The 22,978-nt window shown below is 70.0% G+C and carries 23 protein-coding genes; 12 read left to right on the forward strand and 11 right to left on the reverse strand.

The features are described 5' to 3' along the window. Positions 1 to 27: 27 nt before the first annotated feature. The 3 genes from murQ to EV193_RS12540 all read left to right on the forward strand — a co-directional run bounded on the left by murQ (position 28) and on the right by EV193_RS12540 (position 4,419). Complete coding sequence (murQ, locus tag EV193_RS12530) at positions 28 to 954, forward strand: N-acetylmuramic acid 6-phosphate etherase (RefSeq protein ID WP_130344199.1); 927 nt, start codon at positions 28 to 30, stop codon at positions 952 to 954. A gap of 38 nt (positions 955 to 992) precedes the next feature. Next, positions 993 to 2,009: a nucleoside hydrolase gene (locus EV193_RS12535; RefSeq protein ID WP_130344200.1), complete on the forward strand. Its 1,017-nt coding sequence runs from the start codon at positions 993 to 995 to the stop codon at positions 2,007 to 2,009. An 85-nt stretch (positions 2,010 to 2,094) separates the two neighbouring features. Then, entirely contained in the window at positions 2,095 to 4,419 is a 2,325-nt protein-coding gene (locus tag EV193_RS12540; protein ID WP_130344201.1) for a penicillin acylase family protein, read from the forward strand. 94 nt (positions 4,420 to 4,513) lie between these two features. Here EV193_RS12540 and EV193_RS12545 read toward each other — a convergent pair whose 3' ends face one another. Further along, the gene (locus EV193_RS12545) at positions 4,514 to 5,356 is read right to left on the reverse strand and encodes a helix-turn-helix domain-containing protein (protein WP_130344202.1); all 843 of its coding nucleotides are present in this window, start codon (positions 5,354 to 5,356) and stop codon (positions 4,514 to 4,516) included. Between the two features lie 229 nt (positions 5,357 to 5,585). Here EV193_RS12545 and EV193_RS12550 point away from each other — a divergent pair, with 229 nt between their 5' ends. Continuing rightward, positions 5,586 to 5,948, forward strand: a complete 363-nt coding sequence (locus tag EV193_RS12550) for a hypothetical protein (RefSeq protein WP_130344203.1) — start codon at positions 5,586 to 5,588, stop codon at positions 5,946 to 5,948. Between the two features lie 4 nt (positions 5,949 to 5,952). On the opposite strand, the gene EV193_RS12555 is transcribed toward EV193_RS12550, so the two are convergent. Together EV193_RS12555 and EV193_RS12560 are read right to left on the reverse strand one after the other, a co-directional pair. Next, entirely contained in the window at positions 5,953 to 6,699 is a 747-nt protein-coding gene (locus EV193_RS12555; protein WP_130344204.1) for an oxidoreductase, read from the reverse strand. Between the two features lie 23 nt (positions 6,700 to 6,722). Further along, positions 6,723 to 7,403 carry a S1 family peptidase gene (locus EV193_RS12560; RefSeq protein ID WP_130344205.1) on the reverse strand — a complete coding sequence of 227 codons (681 nt, stop codon included), beginning with the start codon at positions 7,401 to 7,403 and terminating at the stop codon, positions 6,723 to 6,725. A 96-nt stretch (positions 7,404 to 7,499) separates the two neighbouring features. On the opposite strand from EV193_RS12560, the gene EV193_RS12565 reads away from it, so the two are divergent. Continuing rightward, the gene (locus EV193_RS12565) at positions 7,500 to 8,090 is read left to right on the forward strand and encodes a GNAT family N-acetyltransferase (RefSeq protein ID WP_130344206.1); all 591 of its coding nucleotides are present in this window, start codon (positions 7,500 to 7,502) and stop codon (positions 8,088 to 8,090) included. A gap of 163 nt (positions 8,091 to 8,253) precedes the next feature. Then, entirely contained in the window at positions 8,254 to 10,230 is a 1,977-nt protein-coding gene (gene acs, locus EV193_RS12570) for an acetate--CoA ligase (RefSeq protein ID WP_130344207.1), read from the forward strand. A gap of 64 nt (positions 10,231 to 10,294) precedes the next feature. Here the strand turns inward: acs and EV193_RS12575 are convergent, their stop codons facing one another. The 3 genes from EV193_RS12575 to EV193_RS12585 form a co-directional block, all read right to left on the reverse strand. After that, positions 10,295 to 10,744, reverse strand: a complete 450-nt coding sequence (locus EV193_RS12575; RefSeq protein ID WP_130344208.1) for a hypothetical protein — start codon at positions 10,742 to 10,744, stop codon at positions 10,295 to 10,297. A 104-nt stretch (positions 10,745 to 10,848) separates the two neighbouring features. Beyond that, positions 10,849 to 12,090 carry a hypothetical protein gene (locus EV193_RS12580; protein WP_130344209.1) on the reverse strand — a complete coding sequence of 414 codons (1,242 nt, stop codon included), beginning with the start codon at positions 12,088 to 12,090 and terminating at the stop codon, positions 10,849 to 10,851. Positions 12,091 to 12,104: 14 nt separating this feature from the next. Further along, entirely contained in the window at positions 12,105 to 12,677 is a 573-nt protein-coding gene (locus tag EV193_RS12585) for a hypothetical protein (protein WP_130344210.1), read from the reverse strand. Positions 12,678 to 12,857: 180 nt separating this feature from the next. On the opposite strand from EV193_RS12585, the gene nhaA reads away from it, so the two are divergent. Genes nhaA through EV193_RS12600 form a run of 3 tightly spaced genes read left to right on the forward strand, consistent with a single transcriptional unit; the run spans position 12,858 to position 15,659 of the window. Next, a complete protein-coding gene (gene nhaA, locus EV193_RS12590) occupies positions 12,858 to 14,060 on the forward strand; it encodes a Na+/H+ antiporter NhaA (protein WP_130344211.1) in 1,203 nt (400 codons plus the stop codon). A 40-nt stretch (positions 14,061 to 14,100) separates the two neighbouring features. Continuing rightward, positions 14,101 to 14,682, forward strand: a complete 582-nt coding sequence (locus tag EV193_RS12595) for a phage holin family protein (protein ID WP_130344212.1) — start codon at positions 14,101 to 14,103, stop codon at positions 14,680 to 14,682. After that, positions 14,679 to 15,659: an alpha/beta fold hydrolase gene (locus EV193_RS12600; protein ID WP_242613328.1), complete on the forward strand. Its 981-nt coding sequence runs from the start codon at positions 14,679 to 14,681 to the stop codon at positions 15,657 to 15,659. Before EV193_RS12595 ends, EV193_RS12600 begins: the two co-directional genes overlap by 4 nt. A gap of 104 nt (positions 15,660 to 15,763) precedes the next feature. Here EV193_RS12600 and EV193_RS12605 read toward each other — a convergent pair whose 3' ends face one another. Genes EV193_RS12605 through nth form a run of 4 tightly spaced genes read right to left on the reverse strand, consistent with a single transcriptional unit; the run spans position 15,764 to position 18,991 of the window. Next, complete coding sequence (locus EV193_RS12605; protein ID WP_130344213.1) at positions 15,764 to 16,948, reverse strand: MarP family serine protease; 1,185 nt, start codon at positions 16,946 to 16,948, stop codon at positions 15,764 to 15,766. After that, positions 16,945 to 17,652, reverse strand: coding sequence for an NUDIX hydrolase (locus EV193_RS12610; RefSeq protein ID WP_130344214.1), 708 nt, complete (start codon positions 17,650 to 17,652; stop codon positions 16,945 to 16,947). The genes EV193_RS12605 and EV193_RS12610 overlap by 4 nt, the downstream gene beginning before the upstream one ends. Beyond that, complete coding sequence (locus EV193_RS12615) at positions 17,649 to 18,260, reverse strand: TlpA family protein disulfide reductase (protein WP_130344215.1); 612 nt, start codon at positions 18,258 to 18,260, stop codon at positions 17,649 to 17,651. The genes EV193_RS12610 and EV193_RS12615 overlap by 4 nt, the downstream gene beginning before the upstream one ends. Beyond that, positions 18,257 to 18,991, reverse strand: a complete 735-nt coding sequence (gene nth, locus EV193_RS12620; protein WP_130344408.1) for an endonuclease III — start codon at positions 18,989 to 18,991, stop codon at positions 18,257 to 18,259. Before nth ends, EV193_RS12615 begins: the two co-directional genes overlap by 4 nt. A gap of 209 nt (positions 18,992 to 19,200) precedes the next feature. Between nth and EV193_RS12625 the strand changes: the two genes are divergently transcribed. The 3 genes from EV193_RS12625 to EV193_RS12635 all read left to right on the forward strand — a co-directional run bounded on the left by EV193_RS12625 (position 19,201) and on the right by EV193_RS12635 (position 22,042). Further along, entirely contained in the window at positions 19,201 to 19,443 is a 243-nt protein-coding gene (locus tag EV193_RS12625; protein ID WP_130344216.1) for a hypothetical protein, read from the forward strand. A 154-nt stretch (positions 19,444 to 19,597) separates the two neighbouring features. Continuing rightward, positions 19,598 to 20,272 (forward strand): Crp/Fnr family transcriptional regulator, encoded by a 675-nt coding sequence (locus EV193_RS12630; RefSeq protein WP_130344217.1) that lies wholly within the window; start codon positions 19,598 to 19,600, stop codon positions 20,270 to 20,272. 537 nt (positions 20,273 to 20,809) lie between these two features. Further along, entirely contained in the window at positions 20,810 to 22,042 is a 1,233-nt protein-coding gene (locus EV193_RS12635) for an MFS transporter (protein WP_130344218.1), read from the forward strand. Between the two features lies 1 nt (position 22,043). Here the strand turns inward: EV193_RS12635 and EV193_RS12640 are convergent, their stop codons facing one another. Continuing rightward, a complete protein-coding gene (locus EV193_RS12640; RefSeq protein WP_130344219.1) occupies positions 22,044 to 22,871 on the reverse strand; it encodes an alpha/beta fold hydrolase in 828 nt (275 codons plus the stop codon). Between the last annotated feature and the right edge of the window lie 107 nt (positions 22,872 to 22,978).

Genomic DNA, 22,978 nt, shown 5'->3' on the forward strand with positions numbered 1-22,978 from the left:
CGCGGGCCGCGAACCGGAGGTGACCGAATGACCGTGCCACGCCAAGCCGTGCACGTCGATTCCCCGACCGAGCTTCGCAACCCGCGCACCACGGACATCGACCAGCTGAGCACGCTGGCGTTGCTGCGCACGATCAACGCGGAGGACCGTCGCGTGCCGGAGGCGGTGGCCGCGACACTGCCAAGGCTGGCCGTCGCGGTCGACCTCGCGGTCGAGGCGCTGCGCAGGGGCAACCGCGTGCACTACGTGGGCGCCGGCACGTCCGGCCGGCTGGCCACGGTGGACGCCGCCGAGCTGCCGCCCACGTACAACGTGCCGCCGGACTGGTTCGTCGCGCACCACGCGGGCGGCTCGGGCGCGCTGCGAGACGCGTCCGAGGCGGCCGAGGACGACGACGACGCGGGTGCCGAGGAGCTGACGCGCGACGGTAAGTCGGGCGACTTCGTGCTCGGCCTGACCGCGTCCGGCCGCACGCCGTACGTGCTCGGCGCTTTGCAGGCGGCGCACCGGATCGGCGCGCGCACCGCGCTGATGTGCGGCAATCCGGACGCGGCACCCGGCGACTTCGTCGACGTGATCATCGCGGTGGACACCGGCCCCGAGGTGATCGCCGGCTCCACTCGGATGAAGGCCGGCACCGCGCAGAAGGTCGTACTGACCGCGTTCTCCACCGCCGTGATGGTGAAGATGGGGCGCACGTACTCGAACCTGATGGTGAGTGTGCGGGCGACCAACGCGAAGCTGCGCGGCCGCACGCTGCGCATCCTGCGCGACGCGACCGGGCTGAGCATGGCGGAGTGCGAGGAGGCGTTGGCCGCGGCCAACGGTGACCTCAAGGTCGCACTCGTGCACCTGTTGTCCGGTGTGGAGGCCGGCCGCGCGGCACGGGCGCTGGATGACGCCGATGGCAAGGTCCGCGAGGCGTTGGATCTGTTGAGCGCACCCGCGTTCTAACCCTGGCGTTGTGACCAATTCCCCAGCAGAATGGGGATATGGTTAAGACCCCACCGTTTCGTGCGCTGACGCTCGCCTGTGTGATCGTCGCGAACGCGATCACCGCCGTGCCCATCGCCTCGGCCGACGACACACCGCCGGTCGTGGTGTTCGACGGCGACATGGGTTACGACGACGTCGCCGCGCTCGCGTATCTCGTGCAGGAGGACCGGCTCGGCCGGATCGACCTGCGTGCGGTGACGGTGGTGAACAACGGACTCGGCTACCCGGGCAGGGCGATCCGCAACGCGCGCTGCCTGCTGGAGCGGCTCGGCGCGCGGGACGTGGAGGTGGCCGACGGCGCGAACACCGCGCCGAACGCCTTTCCCGCCGAACTGCGCGACCTGGCCGATCGTGTGGTGAGCAGCGTGACGCCGGGGTGCACGGCCACCGAGGAACAGTCCGAGACGCCGGCCCACGAGGTGATCAGGCGGACCGTGTCCGATCACCCGGCGGCGCGGGTGATCGCGACCGGACCGTTGACCAACGTCGCCCGAGCGGGCAACGTGCGGCACGTGATCGCGATGGGCGGCGCGATCCATGTGCCGGGCGGCTTGTGCTGCGGCGCGCCGCCGGGGTTCGACAACACCCAGGAGTTCAACCTCTGGGTCGATCCCGTCGCGGCGCGCTCGGTCGTGGCGACCACGCCGAAGCTGCGGCTCGTTCCCTTGGACGCCACCAACCACGCGCCGGTCACGCGCGAGTTCATCGACCGGCTCGGCGAAGATCACGACACGACGGCGGCCGACCTGGTGCTCGAACTGATCAGCCATCCGGAGCTCAAGGGTCTCGTGGACGACGGCGAGTTGTTCTGGTGGGACGCGATCACAGCCGCGGCCGCGGTGCACGACGACCTGGTGCGGTTCCGGCCGGGCAGGCTGGACGTGATCACGTCCGGGCCGTCGACCGGGCGGGCGGTGCTCACCAGGGACGGCAACCGCGCCCGCTACGGCGCCGCCGGGGACGGGCCGGCCTTCGAGCGGCGATTCCTCGACTCGCTGAACGGGCGGCGCTGACCACCCTGAGACCGAACCGGGGTCTTCCCTGATCTCCTCCGGCATCCCGATCAATACGGTCGAGCTGTCGACTAGGAGGATTTCCATGGGACACAAGGGTTTCCGGTGGCGTTTGGCGCTGACCGGGGCACTCACCGCGACGGTCGCGGCCGCCGCGCCCGCGGTGGCAGCCGAACCGTCCACAGTGGACGGTCACGGTCTGTCCGCGTTGATCAGGACGACCGAGTACGGCCTGCCGCACATCGTGGCGCGCGACTACGCCGGCGCCGGGTTCGGCCAGGGTTACGTGGCCGCGCGGGACCACCAGTGCGTGATCGGCGAGGGCATGGTGTCACTGGCGGGTGAACGCTCGCGCTACTTCGGCCCTGAGGGGTCGCCCACGAACACCCTCGTCCGGGCGCGCACCAACCTGTCGAGTGACGCGTACTTCCGCGCGCTGGAGGACAATGTGCGGCGGCTGGTCGACGCGCCGGCGCCGCTCGGTCCGCAGCAGGGCGTGCGCGACATGGTGCGCGGATATGCGTTGGGGTACAACAAGTTCCTCGGCGAACGGCAGCACACCAGCTGTGACGGCGCGCCGTGGCTGCGGCCGATGACCGAGCTGGACGTGTACCGCCGCGCCTACGCGTGGGGCCTGGCGTTCGGCTGGTCGAGCACGCCGGACCAGTTCGCCAGCGGCCCCGGCGCCGCCGGATCCGCGCCGGCCGACCGTCCGATGTCCGGCCCGGGCAGCAACTCGATCGCGTTCGGCCGGAACGCCACGGCCAACGGGCGCGGCATCTCGATCGGCAACCCGCATCTGCCGTGGGTCGGCGACTACCTGTGGCACCAGACGCACGTGACGATCCCCGGGCGGCTGAACGTGGCCGGCGCCGGTTTCGTCGGCATGCCCACGATCGCCTTGGGGCACAACGAAACCATGGCGTGGAGCGGCACGATGGTGGACGCCGTGCGACCGTTCACGCTGTTCGAGCTGACGCTGGTACCAGGATCGCCGACGACCTATCTGGTCGACGGACGGCCCGAGCCGATGCGGCGCCGCGACATCGGCGTCGACGTGCGGCGGCCGGACGAGAACGTCGGGCGCGAGACCCGCACCCAGTGGTGGACGCGGTACGGCCCGGTGGTGACCGGCGCGCACGGCATCGACACACCGTGGACGGCCGAACGCGCGTTCGCCATGGCCGACCCGAACGCCGGCAACCTGCGCCTGCTGAACTCGCTGTTCGAGATCGGCCACGCGCGGGACGCGCGGCAGGTGCACGACGCCATCCGCCGTACCCAGGGCTTGTCGCTGTTCAACCTGCTGGCGACCGACTCGCACGGTGCGACGTTGTACTCCGGCGCGACCGTGGTGCCGAATGTGCCCGACGCGCACGCGGCACGGTGCAACACCGCGCTCGGGCAGGAGACGTTCGCGGCCGACGGGATCGCCGTGCTGGACGGGTCGCGGACCGGCTGCGCGTGGCGCACCGACGCGGACGCGATCCAGCCGGGCACGTTCGGGCCGGCGAACCTGCCGATTCTGGAGCGCTCGGACTATGTCGCGAACTCCAACGAGAGCTACTGGCTGACCAACGCCTCGGCGCCGATGCCGAAGCACGCGCGGATACTCGGCACGGCCGAGGAGACGCGCAACGTGCGCACCCGGGACACGCTGGTGGAGATCCGCGATCAGCTCGCCAAGGAGCCGTTCACCGGTGACGGCGCGCGGAACCTGTTGCTGTCCAACCGGTCGCACGCCGCCGAGCTGACAATACCCGGTCTGCTGCGCCTGTGCCCGTCGCTCGGCGAAGATCTGCGGGAGGCCTGCGACGCGCTCGCCCGCTGGGATCTCAAGTCCAATGTGGACAGTCGGGGTACCGTGCTGTTCAACCGATTCTGGACGAAGGTGGACGTGCTGCCGGAGGCTCAGCTGTGGCGGAACCCTTACCTGCCAAGCGATCCGGTGAACACGCCGAACACGCTCGACATCACCAACCCGGCGATCGCCACGGCGTTCGCCGACGCGGTGAAAGAACTTCGGGCGGCGAACATCCGGCCGGACGCGCCGCTCGGCGAGCACCTGGCGACCGAGCGGGGTGGGCGACGGTTCCCGCTGGCCGGTGCGCCGGGCGAGACCGGCACGTTCAACGTGATCAACGCGCGGTGGGACCCGGCTCGCGGGTACGTCGGCGTCGGGGAGCCGGGCGCGAACGGCTCCAGCTACCTGCACGTGATCTCGTTCGGGGAGTCGCGATGCCCCGACGCGCGCACGCTGACCGTCTACTCGCAGTCCTCGGACCCGCTGTCACCGCACCACGCTGATCAGACGGACCTGTTGGCCCGCAAGGAGATGGTGCGCACCCGCTTCTGCGAGCGGGACATCATGACCGCACCCGACCTCCGCATCGAACACATCCACGGCTGATTCGCGAGTCCCGCGCCCTGCACCGGTGAGTCCCGCGCTCAGGCAGGTGCAGGGCGCGGGACTCACCGTGCCTGAGCGCGGAACTCGCGCCTTATCACGCGCCGTACAACTCGTCTGCCAGCCGTTCGATGAGGGCCACCGACGCCGCCGGATCCAGGGCCTCGGACCGAAGATGGTCGAAGACCGAGAGTGCCTCCCGGGCCTCGTCCTCGTCTTCGTGGAGCCGCGCACCATTGACGTAGGGCGCGTAGAGCATCACCGGATCATTGGGGTCTGGGAAGGACAACAGAGCGAAGGGCGCGCGCATCCCGCCGTGACCACCCAGCGACCGGGGCAGCACTTGAAGCGTCACCGACGGCAGGTCGGCCGCCGACGCCACCTTCTCCAGTTGCGCGCGCATCACCTCCGTGCCGCCAACTGGTACGTGGAACGCGCTCTCGTCCACGATCGCCACCAACTCCAGTGGGCGTTGATCGTCGGAGAGTCGCCTCTGGCGAATCATGCGAACCTTGACCTCGTTGTCACGCTGCGCCGCCGATCGCACCATCAAACTCTTCCGGAACAGTGCCCGTGCATACGCCTCGGTCTGAAGCAGGCCGGGAAGGTGCATCAAGGTCAGCTCACGAACCAGATTGGCCTCGGTTTCGACATCGACATAACCCAGGCCCATGGGGACGAACGCCTCTGTCCACACGGGTACTCGCGCTTGCCTGACCTGGTCGAGCAACCCGTCCACAAAGTGGTCGTAGTAGTCCATCATCGACTTGACCACGTGAATGTTGGGCTTCACCTCGCCCGCCTCCAGCCGCTGGAGCGCGCTGGTGCTCATGTCCAACACCTTGGCCGCGTCCTTGATCTTCTTGCCGGCGCCCTCGCGCATCTGGCGCAGTTGCCTGCCCAGCTTGCGTCGCAGGAACGGACGTGCATCCCGCGCCATTGCCACACCCTTTCGATCACCAGTCGTAGTGACATGATCGCAAGCGGGTACCCCGCGTGCGGGTTACCCGCTCCCGGGCGCGGCTCATCGCCTTCGGGTGAACCCGCGAACCCGTATGGATGCTTGTCAGGGACACCAATCCTTCTGTCCACAATGGAGCGTCTATATGCCAGCGGTGCCAAGGGTTGCCGCGCCGAGGGGGTTCGCGTGCCGGTGGTGCGTGACGGGCGTGAAACCGAACAGCTTGTTCTGCACGTCGCTGTTCGACATCACCGACGACCACCAGCAGCTGACCATCCACCTCGCCGCCATCGACACCTACTCGATCACGCTCGACCTGGACTCCGTCCGAAAACTGCACCAGGCCGTCGAGGACCGCGTCGAGCGGACCATCACCGGCACGCATCCGTTGCACGGCAAGCAAAAGATCCGCCTGACCCGGTGCTTCGAGGGGATGGAACTCTCCGCGACGGCGTCCCAGCGCCCGGCGATCCACATCCGGTACGCGCGCGAACGCCAGACCGTGCTCGTGGACACGATGGCCGAGATCGTGCGCGTGATGGTGAGTGAGCACTCACCCGGTGGTGGGTGAGTACTTACTCACCTGGGACGGCGGCATCGGCGATCGAGGTGGCCTCGCGGCAGCCCGCCTCGATCGCCTCGCAGCAGAACAGCAGCCATTCGCGCACGCCGTCGCGGTCGCCGGTGCCGAAAGCCCGCACGGTGGCGTGGTACCGGTCGGCGTTGCGCAGGCAGAACACCTCGGGCACGGCCAGCCCCTTGGGATCCAGCCCCGTGCCGATCAGCGTCATCCGAGCCGCCGCGCGTGCCACCACACCACCCGCGTTCTCGAACGGCGCCAGGGACAACAGTTCCCCGTGCACCACCGCGGCCAGTACCGGCCCAGGAGCCTCCGTGCCACCGGCGATCAGGCTCGCCAGCACGCTCAGCCGCCCGGACACCCCACGCTCGGTGCGTGGCCGGCCGAGCGTCTGCGCCTGCTCGTGCGGCACCAGATCAGCCGCGGCCAACACGTGCAACCGGGCCAGCGCCTGCAACGGCGCACGTTGCCAGGTGGACAACATCGGCCCGATCGCCTCGGCCACCCGCAGCGCACCGGCCAGCACCGGATCGCTGACCTCGCCCTCGATCGGGATGTCAGTCGCACCGCCGTCCAGCGCCGCGGACGCGCGCGCCGCGCGCACGGACGCCTCCGCGGCGGTCGCCGGCCAGCCGCGCCGGTTGGTCGGATGCGCGTGCACGGCGTCCACCGCGTCTCTCGCCGCGCGCACCGCGTCGTCTACATCGGACAGTTCGAGTAGCGGCCGCAACGGATCGGTCACGGCGGCAGGCTACCGGACGGGTGTCACACTCCCGTGATCTTCGTGATCCAAGGGCGGTTCACGGCCACACTCGAATACTGATCGCGCTTGTCGTCGCCGGTGGACAGCACGCCGACCTGCACCCCGCCCGAGATCATCGGACCGCCGGAATCACAGCTGCGCGCGTAGCCGGTGACGCCGACGACGCACACCGACGAGCCGCCGTACGCGTCGAGACAGTCGCCGCCGACCTTCTCCACCCGCACGGTGGCCTTCTTCAGCACATCGGACGGCTTGGTGTTCGGTCCGGTGAGGCCCCAGCCGTAAATGGTGTCCTCGGAACCGATCGCCGGATCGGAATCGGCGAGCTTCACGTAACTCGCGTCGATCTTTCGGTCCAGATGCAGCAATGCGATATCGGCCTTGTCCGGAACCTCGGTGCGGTCGACCTTCGCGGCCTGTCCCTCACCCTGTTTCAGACCACCGATCCACACCGACAGCGCGGTCCCGTCGTCAGGCAGGCAGTGCTTCGCGGTGAGCACCCACTCGGCCGACACGATCGACCCTGAGCACTGCAAACCCCGTGACTCCCATACGATCTGCGCGTTCCACGGGGCACCCTCCTTGACGATCTCGCCGCCCTCGATCGCACCGGCGGACGGCGCGCTGACCAGAACGGCGGACACCGCGATCGCCGCGACGGCACAAGTCCTTCGAATGGCCATCAGGCCTCCTCGAACACCCAATGAGAACACGCCGGAATGCCGTGAACATTAAGCAGCGCCGTCCGGGACAGGTACCGACCAAAGTACGGTCGAGCCATGGACGCGAGATGGGACCAGAGCCCCACCCTGACCGGCACCCACGTGCGACTCGAACCGCTGACGATCGCGCACGCGCCCGGTCTGCACGAGGCCGGCAAGGACCCGGACATCTGGACCTGGCTCTCCGGGTGGCAGCCGGCCGACCTCGCCGCGACCGAGCGCATGATCGCCGGCGCGCTGGCCACGCCGGGCCGGCTCGCCATGGCGCAGCTCGACGCCAGGACCGGCGAGGTCGCCGGCACCACGTCGTACCACGACGTCGATGCCAAGCACCGGTCGCTCTGCATCGGATCCACCTGGATCGGCGCGCCATGGCAGCGCACCGCGTTGAACACCGAGGCGAAACTCCTGTTGCTGCGCAACGCTTTCGAAGCACTCGGCGCGAACCGGGTCGCCTGGCACACCGACATTCGCAACGAGCGCTCGCAGCGCGCGATCGAACGGTTGGGCGCCCGCCGCGAGGGCGTGCTGCGCGCTCACAAGATCCGCAAGGACGGCACGCCGCGCGACACCGTCGTGTACTCCCTCATCGCACCCGAATGGCCGAACGCGCGCGAGCGACTGTCGGCCCGTCCGCACCGCGACTGAGCGGGAATTACGGCGATCGGGTAATACTCAGAGTAGAGCGCCACACCAGGGCTCCCGTCCCCACCGCAACCCTGTTCGGGCATGCCACAGGCCACTAACGTGGCCCCCGTGGCGGTGGGAGGGTGCCGCACCGCCCACAGTCACGATCAGGAGGCCGTTGGAAATGACAGAGCAGTCCGGCCAGAGCAAGGCCCTGGACAACCTGCTGCGGGAGAACCGGGCGTTCCCGCCGAGCGACGAGTTCGCCGCGCAGGCCAACGCCACCGCGCCGATGTTCGACGAGGCGAACGCCGACCGCGAGGCATTCTGGGCCAAGCAGGCCGAGCGGCTGCACTGGGACACCAAGTGGACCCAGGTGCTCGACTGGTCCGGCGCGCCGTTCGCGAAATGGTTCGTCGGCGGCAAGCTGAACGTGGCCTACAACTGCGTCGACCGGCACGTCGAGGCCGGGCACGGCGACCAGGTCGCGATCCACTGGGAAGGCGAGCCCGGCGACACCCGCACGATCACCTACTCCGATCTTCAAACCGAGGTCTGCAAGACCGCGAACGCGTTGACAGCACTGGGATTGCGGGCCGGCGACCGGGTCGCGATCTACCTGCCGATGATCCCCGAGGCGATCTTCTCCATGCTCGCCTGCGCGCGGCTCGGGCTGACGCACAGCGTGGTGTTCGGCGGGTTCTCCGCCGAGGCGCTGCGCACCCGCATCGACGACGCCGAGGCGAAGCTCGTGATCACCGCCGACGGGCAGTACCGGCGCGGATCGGCGGTGCCGCTGAAAGCCGCCGTCGACGAGGCGGTCACCCAGACGCCGACCATCGAGCACGTGCTCGTGGTGCGCCGCACCGGCATCGACGTCGAGTGGGCCGAGGGCCGCGACCTGTGGTGGCACGAGACCGTCGAGCCGGCGTCCGGTGAGCACACGCCGGAGGCGTTCGACGCCGAGCACCCGCTGTTCATCCTGTACACCTCGGGCACGACCGGGAAGCCGAAGGGCATCCTGCACACCTCCGGCGGGTATCTGACGCAGACGTCCTACACGCACTACAACGTGTTCGACCTCAAGGCGGACAACGACGTCTACTGGTGCACCGCCGACATCGGCTGGGTCACCGGGCACAGCTACATCGTGTACGGGCCGCTGTCCAACCGGGCGACGCAGATCGTCTACGAGGGCACGCCGAACACCCCGCACGAGGGCCGGCACTGGGAGATCATCCAGAAGTACAAGGCCTCGATCTACTACACCGCGCCCACGCTGATCCGTACGTTCATGAAGTGGGGCGACGACATTCCGGCGAAGTTCGACCTGTCCTCGCTGCGGGTGATCGGCACGGTCGGCGAGCCGATCAACCCCGAAGCGTGGATCTGGTACCGCGAGCACATCGGCGCGGGCAGCGCCCCGGTCGTGGACACCTGGTGGCAGACCGAGACCGGCGCGATCATGGTCAGCCCGCTGCCGGGGGTCACGACGTTGAAGCCCGGCTCGGCGATCGCGCCGCTGCCCGGCGTGTCCGCGAAGGTCGTGGACGACGACGGCAACGAGGTCGGCAAGGGCGGCGGCGGGTACCTGGTGCTCGACCAGCCGTGGCCGTCGATGCTGCGCGGGATCTGGGGCGACGAGGAGCGGTACCGCGAGACGTACTGGAAGCGCTTCGCCAAGCAGGGGTTCTACTTCGCCGGTGACGGCGCCAAGTACGACGAGGACGGCGCGATCTGGCTGCTCGGCCGGGTCGACGACGTGATGCTCGTGTCCGGGCACAACATCTCCACCACAGAGGTCGAGTCGGCGCTGGTGTCGCACCCGAAGGTGGCCGAGGCGGCGGTGGTCGGCGCGACCGACCCGACGACCGGCCAGGCCGTGGTGTCGTTCGTGATCCTGCGTGGTGGGGCGGACGAGGGCAGCGACATCGCCAAGGAGCTGCGTGATCACGTGGCCGGTGAGATCGGGCCGATCGCCAAGCCACGGCAGATCCTGGTCGTGCCCGAGCTGCCGAAGACCCGCTCCGGCAAGATCATGCGGCGGCTGCTGCGCGACGTCGCGGAGAACCGGAAGATCGGCGACGTCACGACGCTGGCCGACTCGTCGGTGATGGACCTGATCTCGCAGGGCCTGAATACCGGCAAGAGCGAGGACTGACCACGCGGAAAATGGGGCGCACCGCGATTGCGGTGCGCCCCATTTCCGTTGTGGGACAAGGATTTCAGCACGTCACCGTGCGGGCATAGCTACCGTACGGCCACCAGTAGTAGAAGTGCTGACCGTGCCGCAGCGTGTGACACGAGCTGTCATAGCCGTTGTTGATGATCACCTTCAGCCGCATGTTCTTGCCGCACCCGTTGGCGATGTAGGCCTCGTGCTGCTTCTTGAACACGGTCCGGCTGACACAGTTCGGTGCGGTGCCCTGAATTCCGACCTCCTGTGCGGTCACGTTTTCCACTGTCGCGTCGGCGCGCTCCACCGCGGCGGCCGCGGCGGCCACCCGCTCGGCGACCGCTTCGCCGGAACCGGCATCGCCCTTGACCTCGACCACCGGGGCGGCAATGGGCTCACCGCCCGGCGCGGCGGCTGCCGACGGCAGGACGGCGGCCACGACGCCTGCCGCCATGGCGGTGACGCTCAGCGCGATTACAAGCGTGATCTTCTTCTTCATGAGTAGCTCTTCCTCCAGTTGATTGATCTCCGTTGCCGGACATCACATTGGAGGGCGAGCGCGAACATCTGGTTCCCGATTGAGAATAGATTGTTCGCAGTTGGTTAGCGGTGGTGGGGCGGGTCGTAGCCACTGCCCGACGGACCGAACTCCGGATAGCTTCCACTGCCGGACGGGCCGAACTCGGTGATCTCGTCGTCGGGTGGGACCTCGCCGAACGGGTTTCCCGGGTTCGGCTGCAGGCTTCCCGCGGCGGCCGGGAACTTGTCGGAGCGCTCGGCGGGCGGCACGCGATGTCCGTTCGGAGCGGCCGGCGGCTGAGCGAACCAGTCCGGCGCACCCGGCGGCCCAGGAGCCGGGGGCGGGCGGTGGCCGGTGCGCTCGCCGTTGCCGGTCGGTCGCGGCGGCGGCGGGAATGTGCCCGATCGCTGGCCACCAGGCGGCGGATGGTGGCCGGAGCGTCCCTCGCCGTTCGCGCGGGCCGGGGGCGTGCCGGGGTGACCGGTGGGCTCGCCGGTGGGGATCGCGTTGGGCGGGAACCGGCCGGAGCGCTCACCGTCCGGTGTCAGGCGCGAGGCGAACTGGCCGGAACGCTGAGCGCCGGGAGGCGGCGGGCGGTGACCGGTGCGCTCGCCGTTGCCGGCCGGCGGAGGCGGAAAGGTGCCCGACCGCTGTCCGCCGGCGGGCGGCGGCGGGAACCGTCCGGACCGTTCGCCGCCGATCGGCCGAGGCGGGAAGCCACCACCGGGTGGGTACTGGCCGGGGCGTTCACCGTTCCCTTGTGCGCCAAGGGGTTCCGGCCGCTTGTCCAGCGGTCGGGGACGCGGGCGCACCGGCCGCCCGTTCGGCGAGACCGGCGGGAAGGCCGGACGTGTGGGCATGTCGTCCAGCAGCGCGGGCTGGGCCAGCGGCCGCAGTGGCGGCGCGCGCCGTGGTTGTTCGGCGAGCGGCCTGGGCTCCTCGTCGCGCTCCGGCGGCGGCGCCGAACCGAGCGCCTCGTCCTCGGGCAGCGACTGTCCACTGTGGACGGACGCGTCGTCGTAGTCGTCGCGCCGTCGCGACGCGGTGGCCATCCGGTACACGCTGTAGAGCGCGAGCGCACCGCCGAGACCGACCAGCGCCCACCGTCCGAACCCGGACTCCTGATCGCGCTGCGCCTGCTTCTGCTGCTCGAAGGTCCGGCGCTCCTGGACGGTCCCCTTGTCGACTACCTCACACGTCTGACCTTGGCGCATCGGCTGGTGGCCGCAGGTGACCTCGTCCCCGGCGAACGGTCGGACGACTCCGACGTAGATCGCCGCGAGGCCGACGAGCAGCCCGATGGTCCAGCCGATGATCGCCTTCACGTCATGTCAACCCCTCAGCGGCCACCCGGCCCGAACGGCTGTTGCGGGCCGTAGCCGGGCTGGGGATATTGCTGTGGATACTGCTGGGGCTGTTGCGGCGGGCCGTAGCCCGGCGGCGGTGGGCCGTAGCCGGGCGGCGGATACCCCTGCTGCTGCGGATAGCCCTGCTGCGGATACGGCTGACCTTGGGGGACGTGCTGCTGCGGGAAGCCGCCCGACGGCGGACCCTGCTGCTGAACCGGCTGCTGTGCGAACCCACCGGCCTGCGGCTGCGCGGACACACCCGCCAGCGCGGCCTTGACCTTGCCGCGCTGCCGCAACTCCTGCGTACCCCAGCCGAACCCGCCGAGCGTCAACAGTGAGCCGAATCCGGTCAGCAGCCAGCCGGTGGACTTGTTGTCGCTGCGCTGCTCGTCGACATCGCGTTCCTTCGTGCTGCCGCCACGCGAGGTCTCCTTGCAGCTCTGGCCTTCCCTCATCGTCTGGCTGCCGCACTTGACCGTGTCATCGCTCAGCATCACGATGCCGCCGACGATCATGCCGAGGCCGATGACCCCGGCTAGGAACCACTTGATGATGCTTCCCATCGTTCCCCTTACCAGCCGAATTCAGGCGCACGGATCATGGCACCTCCTGGCTTCGACGTCACCCGCCGTTCGCCGTTCCCTCCCGGAAAACCGCGTACCTATACATTAGGGTCGCATCAAGGTGTGCCGGGAAGTCTGGTCGGCGGCAAGATTCACCTGTAGCCGACCAAAGGGACACCCGTGGTTCGACGTCGTACCGGCGAGGCAGTCGCCGAGTTCGCCCGCTTCCTGCGCACCGAGACCGTCGGTGGCGTCATCCTGCTGTGCGCCACCGCGATCGCGTTGCTGCTGGCCAACTCGCCGCTGCGGGAGGTCTATTACACGGTCCGGGACACGCGGATCGGGCCGCACCTGCTGCACCTCAACCTGACCGTCGGCGACTGGGCCAAGGACGGCCTGCTGGCGCTGTTCTTCTTCGTGGCCGGGCTGGAGCTCAAGCGCGAACTGGTGGTCGGCGAGCTGTCCTCGCTGCGTGCCGCGGCCCTTCCGGCGATCGCGGCGGCCGGCGGCATGGTGATCCCGATCGGGCTCGCGCTGCTCGTCGGCGGCAACGCGCCGGGCATGGCCGAGGCGTGGGCCATCCCGGCCGCCACCGACATCGCGTTCGCGCTCGGCGTGCTGGCGGTCACCGGCTCCGCGCTGCCGACCAGCGCACGGATCTTCCTGCTCAGCCTCGCCGTGGTGGACGATCTCGGTGCGATCCTGATCATCGCGGTGATGTTCACCGCGTCGTTCGACCTGGTGGCCGCCGCGATCGCGGTGGCACTGTTCGGCCTGTACGCGTTCCTGCAGCACAAGCGGGTGCGCACGTCGTGGATCTACGTGCCGCTCGCGATCGGCGCCTGGGTCGCCGTGCACAGCGCCGGCGTGCACGCCACGATCGCCGGGGTGGCGCTGGGGCTGCTGACCCGGGTGCGCTCGGACCCCGGCGAGCACGAGCCGCCGGCGTTGCGGCTGGAGCACCGGCTGCAGCCGATCTCGGCCGGGTTCGCCGTGCCGGTGTTCGCGCTGTTCGCCGCCGGCATCCCGATCAACGGTGAGGCGCTGCGCTCGCTGGTCACCGACCGGCTGGCGCTGGCCGTGATCGTCGGCCTGATCGTGGGCAAGGTGCTCGGCATCGTGCTCGCCGCGGTGATCGCCGTGCGACTCAAGCTGGCCGTGCTGCCCCGTGATGTCGGCTGGCGCGATCTCGGCGCGGTGGCGATGCTCGGTGGTGTCGGGTTCACGGTCAGCCTCTTGATCGCCGATCTCGCGCTGGACGGCGAGCAGGCCGAACTGGCCAAGACGGCCGTACTCGTGGCCTCCGCGGTGGCCTCACTTTTGGCCGCCGCGCTGCTCGCACGGCGCAACAAGGTGCACCGCGCTGCCGAAGACGACACGTGAGCCAGACCAGACACGGCCTTGTAGATCGATGCATGGCACGATGACGCACGTGACCAGTGCGCAGCGGAACCCCAATGGAAACGGTGCCAGCGCCGCGGGTCGGCATGGAGCGGACGCGGAACTGCCCGCCGTCCCGTCGATCCCGCTGACCGACGACCGCGCCGGCGGTGCCTTCGCGGCGGCCGGCGAGCAGTCCGTCGGCGGGCTGGTCAAGGACGCGACGACTCATCTGTCCACACTGGTCAGAGCCGAGATCGAGCTGGCCAAGTCGGAGATCACCGGCGAGGTCAAGAAGGGGCTCATGGGCAGCGCCTTCTTCGTCGGCGCGCTGACCGTGCTGCTGTTCAGCTCGTTCTTCTTCTTTTTCGCGCTCGCCGAATTGCTCTACGACCTGGGCCTGTACCGGTCGCTGGCGTTCGGGATCGTGTGGTTGCTGATGTTGATCGTCGCCGGGCTGGCCGCGTTCCTCGGCTATCGCAAGGTGAAGACGATCAAGGGTCCGAAACGGACGATCAGCACGATGAAGGACACCGCGAGCGCGTTCAAGCGTGGCGGTGACACCGCCGAGGTCCCCGTGGCACCCACGGTCGCGGGCCCGAACGGTCGACACGCCAAATCTTGACCGCGTCGCTCGACGTGCGGTCGCGCTCCCGCCCCGATCCGTCGAGTGTCCGCGTCGACGGGCCCTGGGCGCACCGCGACCTGTACGCCAACGGGATCAAGCTGCACCTCGCCGAGGTGGGCGAGGGGCCGATGGTCGTGCTGCTGCACGGGTTCGCCGGGTTCTGGTGGACCTGGCGGCACCAGCTCACCGCGCTCGGCGACGCGGGGTACCGCGTGGTGGCGCCCGATCTTCGCGGGTACGGCGACTCGGACAAGCCGCCGCGCGGGTACGACGCGTGGACGCTGGCCGGGGACGTCGGCGGGCTGATCAAGTCGCTGGGCGAGCGCAAGGCGCACCTGGTCGGGCACGGCTGGGGCGGGCAACTGGCGTGGGCCGTCGCCGGGCTGCACCCCCGGCTGGTGCACTCGGTCAGCGCGATCGCCGCACCGCACCCGCTGGCATTGCGCGCGCGGATCGGCCGGTCGATGTTCCACCGCCGCGCGGGCAACCAGGCGCGCGCGATGGGGCGCCTGTTCGGCGCGCAGTTGCCGATGCTGCCGGAGCGCCGGCTGACCAGGGACGGCGCCGCGGCGGTGGAGGAGCGGCTGCGCGCCTACGGCGGTCCACAGTGGACGGAGAGCGCCGACTTCGCTGACGTGGCAACGCGTTTTCGCGAGGCGATGCTGGTGCAGGGTGTGGCGCACAGCGCGCTGGAGTACTACCGGTGGGCGGTGCGGTCACAGATCCGCACGGAGGGGCGACGGTTCGCCGAGGTGATGTCCCGGCCACTGGAGTTGCCGACGTTGCGGCTGCGCGGCGAGCTGGACCCGGTGATCCTGGACGAGACCGTGCTCGCCAGCAAGAGCTGGCTGCCCAGCTACGCGCCGTACCGGACGCTGACCGGCGCCGGCCACTACCCGCACCTGGAGACGCCGGCCGCCGTCAACCGCGAGCTGATCGAGTTTCTTCGCGAGTCCCGCGCTCAGACACGGTGAGTCCCGCGCTCAGGCAGCGCGAACGCGGGACTCGGCGGTGCACAGCGCAGGACTCGCGGGTGCAGGGCGCGGGACTCGGCGGTGCACAGCGCGGGACTCGCGAGTTAGCGGGCGCACTGGCCGGTGGCGACCTTGGTGTCCTGGCGCGGGGCGTTGGCCACCTCGTCGGCCACCTCGTCCGCGGTGAGCACGAACCCGGTGTCACCGCCGCCGACCGCCGCGCCGAACACCACGCCGATCACCTGACCGGCCTCGTCCACCAGCGGCCCACCCGAGTTGCCGCTGCGCACGTCACCGCGAATCGTGAACACGTCGCGGGTGACCGTGCGCGAGTCGTAGATGTCCGGGCCGCGCAGGTTGGTGCGCTCCCGCACGCGCGCCGAGGACGCGTGATACGGCCCGTCCAGCGGATATCCGAGCACGATCGCGCTGTCCCCGGAGACCGCGTCCCGCTCGGCGAACGGGATCTTCTCCGCGCGCAGCCGAGGCACGGACAGCACCGCGATGTCGGTACCCGGGTCGTAGTGCACCACCCGCGCCGGCAGCGCACCCTGCTTGGTCTGCACGGACACCTCGTCGGCGCCGGCCACCACGTGCGCGTTGGTCATGATCCGCTGCGGGGCGATCACGAAGCCGGTGCCCTCCATCGCCCGCGAGCAGGACGGCGCCTTCGCGTTGATCTTGAGCACGCTGTCCTCGAGCTTGCTCACCACGAAACTGCCCTGCAGCGCCGGATCGGGTGCCGCGACCTCGCGGTTCGGCGCGCGGCTGAACGGGCTGACCGCGCCGTGGAAACCGCTCTCGTCCAGCAGCTTGCGCAGTTCCGCCGGCAGCGCGTGCGCCGCCTCCGGCATCACGTCGTTGACCCCGCCGAGCACCACCGACCGGTTGATCGCCGAGGACAGGCCGGGCAGGTTGCCGACCGAGGTGAGCGCGGCGCCGATCAGCCAGGCGACCACGAACACGACCGCGCCCTGCACCACCGCGCCGAGCGTGGAGTCCACACCGGCCAGCTTCGGCGAGTTGATCTTCTCGCGGAGCAGTCGCCCGCCCCACACGCCGAACGTCTCGCCCAGCGCGACCAGCAGCACGAACACCGCGACCGCGATCGCCACCCGGGTCGGCGTGGTCTCGATGTGCTCGACGACCAGCGGCGCGACCTTGATCCCGATGATCGCGCCGATCAGTACACCGACAAACGCGGGCAACGCGATGATCACGCCCTGTCTGGCGCCCGACACCATGGCGACCACGGCGAGCAGGATCACCAGCAGGTCGACCCAGTTCATCGGCGCCCTCCAGAGCCAAGCTGCCCGGCGGACCGCAACGCTACGTCAAGATCCCGTATATCGGTGTGATCCCACGGCTTTTCCCACTCACCTATGGCGAGCAACACGGTCATGATCGCCGCGGTGAATCCCCACACCAGCATCGGCTCGGCGGCCGTGCCTCGGACACCGAACGCCGGGGTCATGTAGACGCTCCTGCGCACCATGAACCGGTTGGCCGGGTCGGCCAGCTCGGCGATCGGCACCCTGGCCACCGCCTGCGTCTCCGCCGGGTCGACGGCCGACACCTCGGACGGCTTGTCCCAGTGCGCGAGCACCGGTGTCACCAGGAATCGCGACGGCGTGATGAACAGCTCCGGCAGCACCGCGACCGGGCGCACGCCGGCCGGGTCGAGGCCGGTCTCCTCGGTGGCCTCGCGCAGCGCCGTGGCCACCGGCGTCTCGTCGTAGTCCTCGGCCGCGCCGCCGGGGAAGGCGACCTGGCCGGAGTGCGCGCTCGACCCGTCGGCGCGCAACTGCAGCAACACGTCCGGGCCGTGCGGCAGCTCCGAGCCGAACAGGATCAGCACGGCGGCGGCGCGCGTGTCCTCGCCGTCGGGTGGCGAGAGCCGGCGGAACACCTCGGAGTCCAGGTCGGCGGTGGCGGCGACCAGCGGCCGCATCCACTCCGGGACGTCGTCCACCTCGACCAGCGGGCCGATCATCGTGCTCCCCCCAAATCGCGGGCGACGGCCTCGCGGACCGCGGCCGTGGACCGGAACACCAGCGGGTCGGTGATCCGCTTGACCGTGCCGTCCGCGGTGATCAGGTATGAGGCCGGCAGACCGGCCGGCACCCGCAGCGCGCGACGCACCGAGCCGTCGCCGTCGTGCAGGGTTGGCAACCGTACGCCCAGCGCCGCGAGCAGGTCCAGGCTGTCCGCCGGCTTGCTCTCCACGGCCAGCGTCACCACCGGGACGGCGTTCGGCTCGGCGGCGTACGCGGCGAGTACCGGCAGTTCCTCGCGGCACGGCTGGCACCAGGTGGCCCAGACGTTCAGCAGTACCGGCCGCCCGCCGAGCGCGGCCGCACTGTCCACAGTGGACCCGTCGCCGAGGCACATGGCGCTTGCCCCGCGCAGCTCGGCCGGCCCGCCGGGACCGACCTGGCAGCCGGGCAACGCGGCGGCCGCACGCGCGGTGGTGATGTCCGGTCCGGGAGGCGGCGCGGACACGGTCGGCGACGGCTCCCCGGAGTCACGCGGCCACAGCGCGACCACCGCTGCCACCGCCAGCACCAGTCCCGCGATCACCCACCGAGCACGAGACGTCAAGCGCCCTCGCTCGCCTTCGCGGTCACCCGGCCCGGCTGGTACCCGTTGCGGGTGCGCTCGGCCAGGTCCAGCAGGTGCTCCGCCTCGACGCCCTTGACCAGCTTGGCCGCCGCGTCGAACTCCACCGGGCCGTCGCCGTAGGACGGGCAGTCCTTGGCCAGCAGGCACGCGCCGCAGGCCGGCTTGCGGGCGTGACACACGCGCCGGCCGTGGAAGATCACCCAGTGCGACAGCATGGTCCAGTCCTTGCGCGGGATCAGCTCGCCGATCGCGTGCTCGACCTTCACCGGGTCGGTCTCCTCGGTCCACCGCCAGCGCCGGACCAGCCGGCCGAAGTGCGTGTCGACCGTGATGCCGGGGACGTCGAACGCGTTGCCCAGGATCACATTCGCGGTCTTGCGGCCGATGCCGGGCAGCTTGACCAGGTCGTCCAGCTTGTTCGGCAGCACGCCGTCGAACTTCTCGACGAGTGCCGAGCCGAGGCCGATCAGCGAGGTCGTCTTGTTCCGGTAGAAGCCGGTCGGCCGGATCATCTTCTCGAGCTCGATGCGGTCGGCGCCGGCGTAGTCGGCGGCGGTGCGGTACTTCGCGAACAGGGCCGGCGTGGTCAGGTTGACCCGCTCGTCGGTGCACTGCGCGGACAGGATCGTGGCCACCGCGAGCTCCAGCGGCGTGCTGAAATCCAGCTCGCAGTGCGCGTCCGGAAACGCCTCGGCGAGCGCGCGGGTCATCCGGCGCGCACGTCGGGACAGGCCGATCTTGGTCTCACTACCCGCTGGCACACCGACAAACTACCCGCCACGACCGACAGGATTTCGGGGACAACCTCGGGACAACCCCGAGCCCGACTCGGGCGTCTACTTAACACAGCGAGCGGACACGCCCGAGGTGTGCCCCGTGCGCACCGGCCAACCGACCATGCGCGAGGATTCAACGCATCATGACTGTCTGGATGGTGTTCGTAGTCCCACTCGTGATCATGTTCTTCGCGCTGTTCATGGAGCGCGTGGAGACCCGCCTGCGGCACGTGGCCGTTCAGGAGAGCGAGGTCGAGGAGCTGCTCGAGCAGGCCCGGCCGGAAGAGGTCAAGGCGTTGTACGGGCACGGAATCGGCCGGGCGCTCGAGCTGTTCAGGCTGCGCCGCGTCGGCGGGCGCGCGCGAGGTCGCCGCGTTCGGAACTAGGCGATAGTGTCCACCAGATCGGGCACTGTGTGACGACTCCCCGGTGCCACCTGGCACGGTGATCCTGCACACAGCTCTACACTGCATTTAGTGACAGGCGTCCCGCCGTCCCACGTCGTGGGCCCGGCGGTCGCCACCTGACGGGAGGGACGAGGTGGACGAGACCCTCGCCAGGGCCGGCATCTTCCAGGGTGTCGAGCCGGCCGCTGCGGAAGCGCTCGCGCAGACGCTCGAGGCCGTGGAGTTCCCGCGGGGACATGTGATCTTCGCGGAGGGCGAGCCGGGCGACCGGCTGTACATCATCCAGCAGGGCAAGGTGAAACTCGGCAGAAAGTCCCCGGACGGCCGGGAGAACCTGCTGGGCATCATGGGCCCCGCGGACATGTTCGGCGAGCTGTCGATCTTCGACCCGGGCCCGCGCACCTCGACGGCCACCACGGTCACCGAGGTGAAGGCGGTGACCATGGATCGTCCCGCACTGCGGCAGTGGATCGCGACCCGCCCGGAGATCGCCGAGCAGCTACTGCGCGTGATCGCGCGCCGGCTGCGGCGCACCAACGGCATGCTGGCCGACCTGATCTTCACCGACGTGCCCGGCCGCGTGGCCAAGGCGCTGCTGCAGCTCGCGCAGCGGTTCGGTAGTCAGGAAGCGGGCCTGCTTCGGGTGACGCACGACCTGACCCAGGAGGAGATCGCGCAGTACGTCGGCGCCTCCCGGGAGACGGTCAACAAGGCGCTCGCCGACTTCGCGCACCGCGGCTGGCTGCGCCTGGAAGGCAAGAGCGTGCTGATCCTCGACCCCGAACGCCTGGCCCGCCGCGCCCGCTGAGGATCTACATAACCGGGACAAACCGCACTCGCGTCAACAGCACCTAAGGGGAACGTGACGCAACCCAGCCACGGTGACAGGCCAACCGCAGGGTGCCGCCAAAGGTAACCGGGGCAAAATTTCGGGGAGGCGGACGAGTCGAAGGGCCGGGCGCCGCCCCCGACGCGGCGCACCGGCCCTTCGCTGTGCGCGGACCATCCCCCGACGACCCGCGCTCCCCGCCCTCCGGTGTGTGGCCCCGACCCGTGCCCGGAGGGAGACTTATCAAGTTTTCACAGTGAACGCGTTACTGCGTTCAGCGGTACCGTCGAAATCTCGACAGGTTCGTTACCACCATCGCACGAACCCACCCCTGTAACTCAAGTCTTTTCACCCTCAAGGACTCACCAACGGGCCCTTGCGTTGCGCGAGTCGGGCTCAAAATCGGCACACTGTTACCCAACCGAGACCTGATCGCGGTCAACGCCGCACGACTGGGGCGGAACTCACACAGAAAGTAACTGGTACAGACGTACCAAAATTGCCATACTGGCACGCGTGTCCCACTCCGCGAGCCTTGCCGACTACCGAACCGCGCTGACCGCCCCCGGCGCCCGCGGTCCGGTCATCGGCGCGCTGTTCGGCAGGATGCCGATCGCGATGGTGGGACTGTCGCTGCTCTTCTACGTCCAGCGCGAGACCGGCTCCTTCGCGATCGCCGGACTGGTCAGCGCGGGCGCACTGGTCGGCGTCGCGACCGGTGCCGTCGCCCAGGGCCGCATCGCGGACCGGATCGGACCGACCCGGCCGCTACTCGTGGTGGTCGCCGCCCTCGCCCTGTTCGTCACGCTGGCCGTGATCGCCATCGAGTCGCACGCCCCGACACCCGTACTGATCGCGGTGGCCTTCGGCGTGGGCCTCACCGAGCCCGGGGTCGGCGCGGCGTCCCGCGCGCTCTGGGCGACGCTCGTCCCGGCGGGGCCCGTCCGGCACGCGGCCTACGCCTACGAGGCGATCAGCATGGAGGTGTTCTTCATCCTCGGGCCGGCCTTCGCCGGTCTGCTCGCCGACGCGCCGTGGGCCGGCACCGGCGTGGTGCTCGGCTCCGCGGTGATGATCGCCGGCGGCACGTTCTTCGCGCTGACGCCGGCCGTGCGCGCGGTCCGGCCGGAGCCGCACCCCGACCGTAGACTGCTCGGCGCGCTGTCCAGCCCTGGCATGGTCACGCTGGCGCTGGCCGCGGGCGGGTTCGGCGTCGTGGTCGGATTCGTCGAGGTCGCGGTACCCGCGGTGACCACCATGGCCGGCGAGAAGGCCTACGGCGGGATGCTGCTGGCCATCTGGTCGGTCAGCTCGGTGATCTTCGGCGTGGCGTACGGCACGCGGCCGTGGCCACGCGAGATGCACCTGCGGCTGCCCGTGCTGCTCGGCGGGTTCGCGATCATGGTGTCGCTGCTCGCGGTGCCCGGCACGCTGTGGGGCCTGACCATCGCGATGATCGTCGTCGGCACGCTGATCACACCGCAGGCCACCGCGCACTCGACCGCGATCGAGCTGGTCGCGCCGAACGGCACGGCGACCGAGGCGTTCGGCTGGATCGTCACCTCGGTGACCCTCGGGCTCGCCGCCGGCCAGTCGATGAGCGGCTATCTCGTGGAACACCACAGCCCCGACGCCTCGTTCCTCGCCGCGACATTGGCCGGCCTGCTGATCGCCGCCGTCGTGTGGGCGCGGCGCGGCACGGTGGCGGCCGGCGTTCCCGCACCGGCCGCCGTCCCGGTCTCCGCATAGCTCACGCGATCGAGCGGGCCGCCTTCTCGATCAGCCTGGTGACGGCGTCCGGGCGGGACACCATCACCGCGTGCGAGGCGTCCAGTTCGACGGTCTCCCGTGCCGCCATCCGCCGGGCGAAGAACCGCTGCGCCTCGGGGTGCAGCGCGTTGTCGTGCCGGGCGATCACACTCCAGCTCGGCAGCGTGCGCCACGCGGGTTCACCGGACGGCGTGCCGCCCGCGGCCCCGGCCATCGGGCGCTGGGTGATCGCCATCAGCTCGGCCGCGCCACGATGCACGTCCTGCGCGAACACGGACCGGAAGGCCGCCCGGTCGATGTAGATGTCCACGCCGCCGGGGATCGGCTGCGGACGCACGGCGTCGGCCAGCGGTGTCCTGGGGAACTTGTCGCTGATCCCGAGCACGCTCTCCCCGGTGTCCGGCGCGAACCCGGCGACGTACACCAGGCCCGCCACGTTCGGCGCCTGACGAGCCGCGTTGGTGATCACCGCGCCGCCGTAGGAGTGGCCAGCGAGCAGCACCGGCCCCTTCACCGCGGCCGCCACGCCGGCCACGTAGGCGGAGTCGGCGGCCAGATCGCGCAGCGGGTTCGCGGCGGCGACGACCGGATAGCCGTCCCGGGTCAGCTCGCGGATCACGCCGTTCCACGAGCTGGAGTCGGCGAACGCGCCGTGCACCAGCACCACGGTCGGCTTCGGGCCGTGATGCCGTTCGGCGACGGGTTCCGCGGCTCCGCTCTGCCCGGCGGAGACGCCGAGCGCGATCGGGACGGCGGCGAGCAGTGCGCCGAGTACGGCGCGGCGGGTGTGGCGGCGGTTCTGCGACATGCGTGTCCTCCTCAGGAGACAGACCGTTCTGTCTTATGAACACGAGTAGACATGATCTTCGCGCGCTGACGGTCGCACACGCCGGTCGGTAAGCGTTTGGTAAGAAG

Origin of the sequence: Herbihabitans rhizosphaerae, from assembly GCF_004216555.1 — a bacterium.
GTDB classification, from domain to species: Bacteria; Actinomycetota; Actinomycetes; order Mycobacteriales; family Pseudonocardiaceae; genus Herbihabitans; species Herbihabitans rhizosphaerae.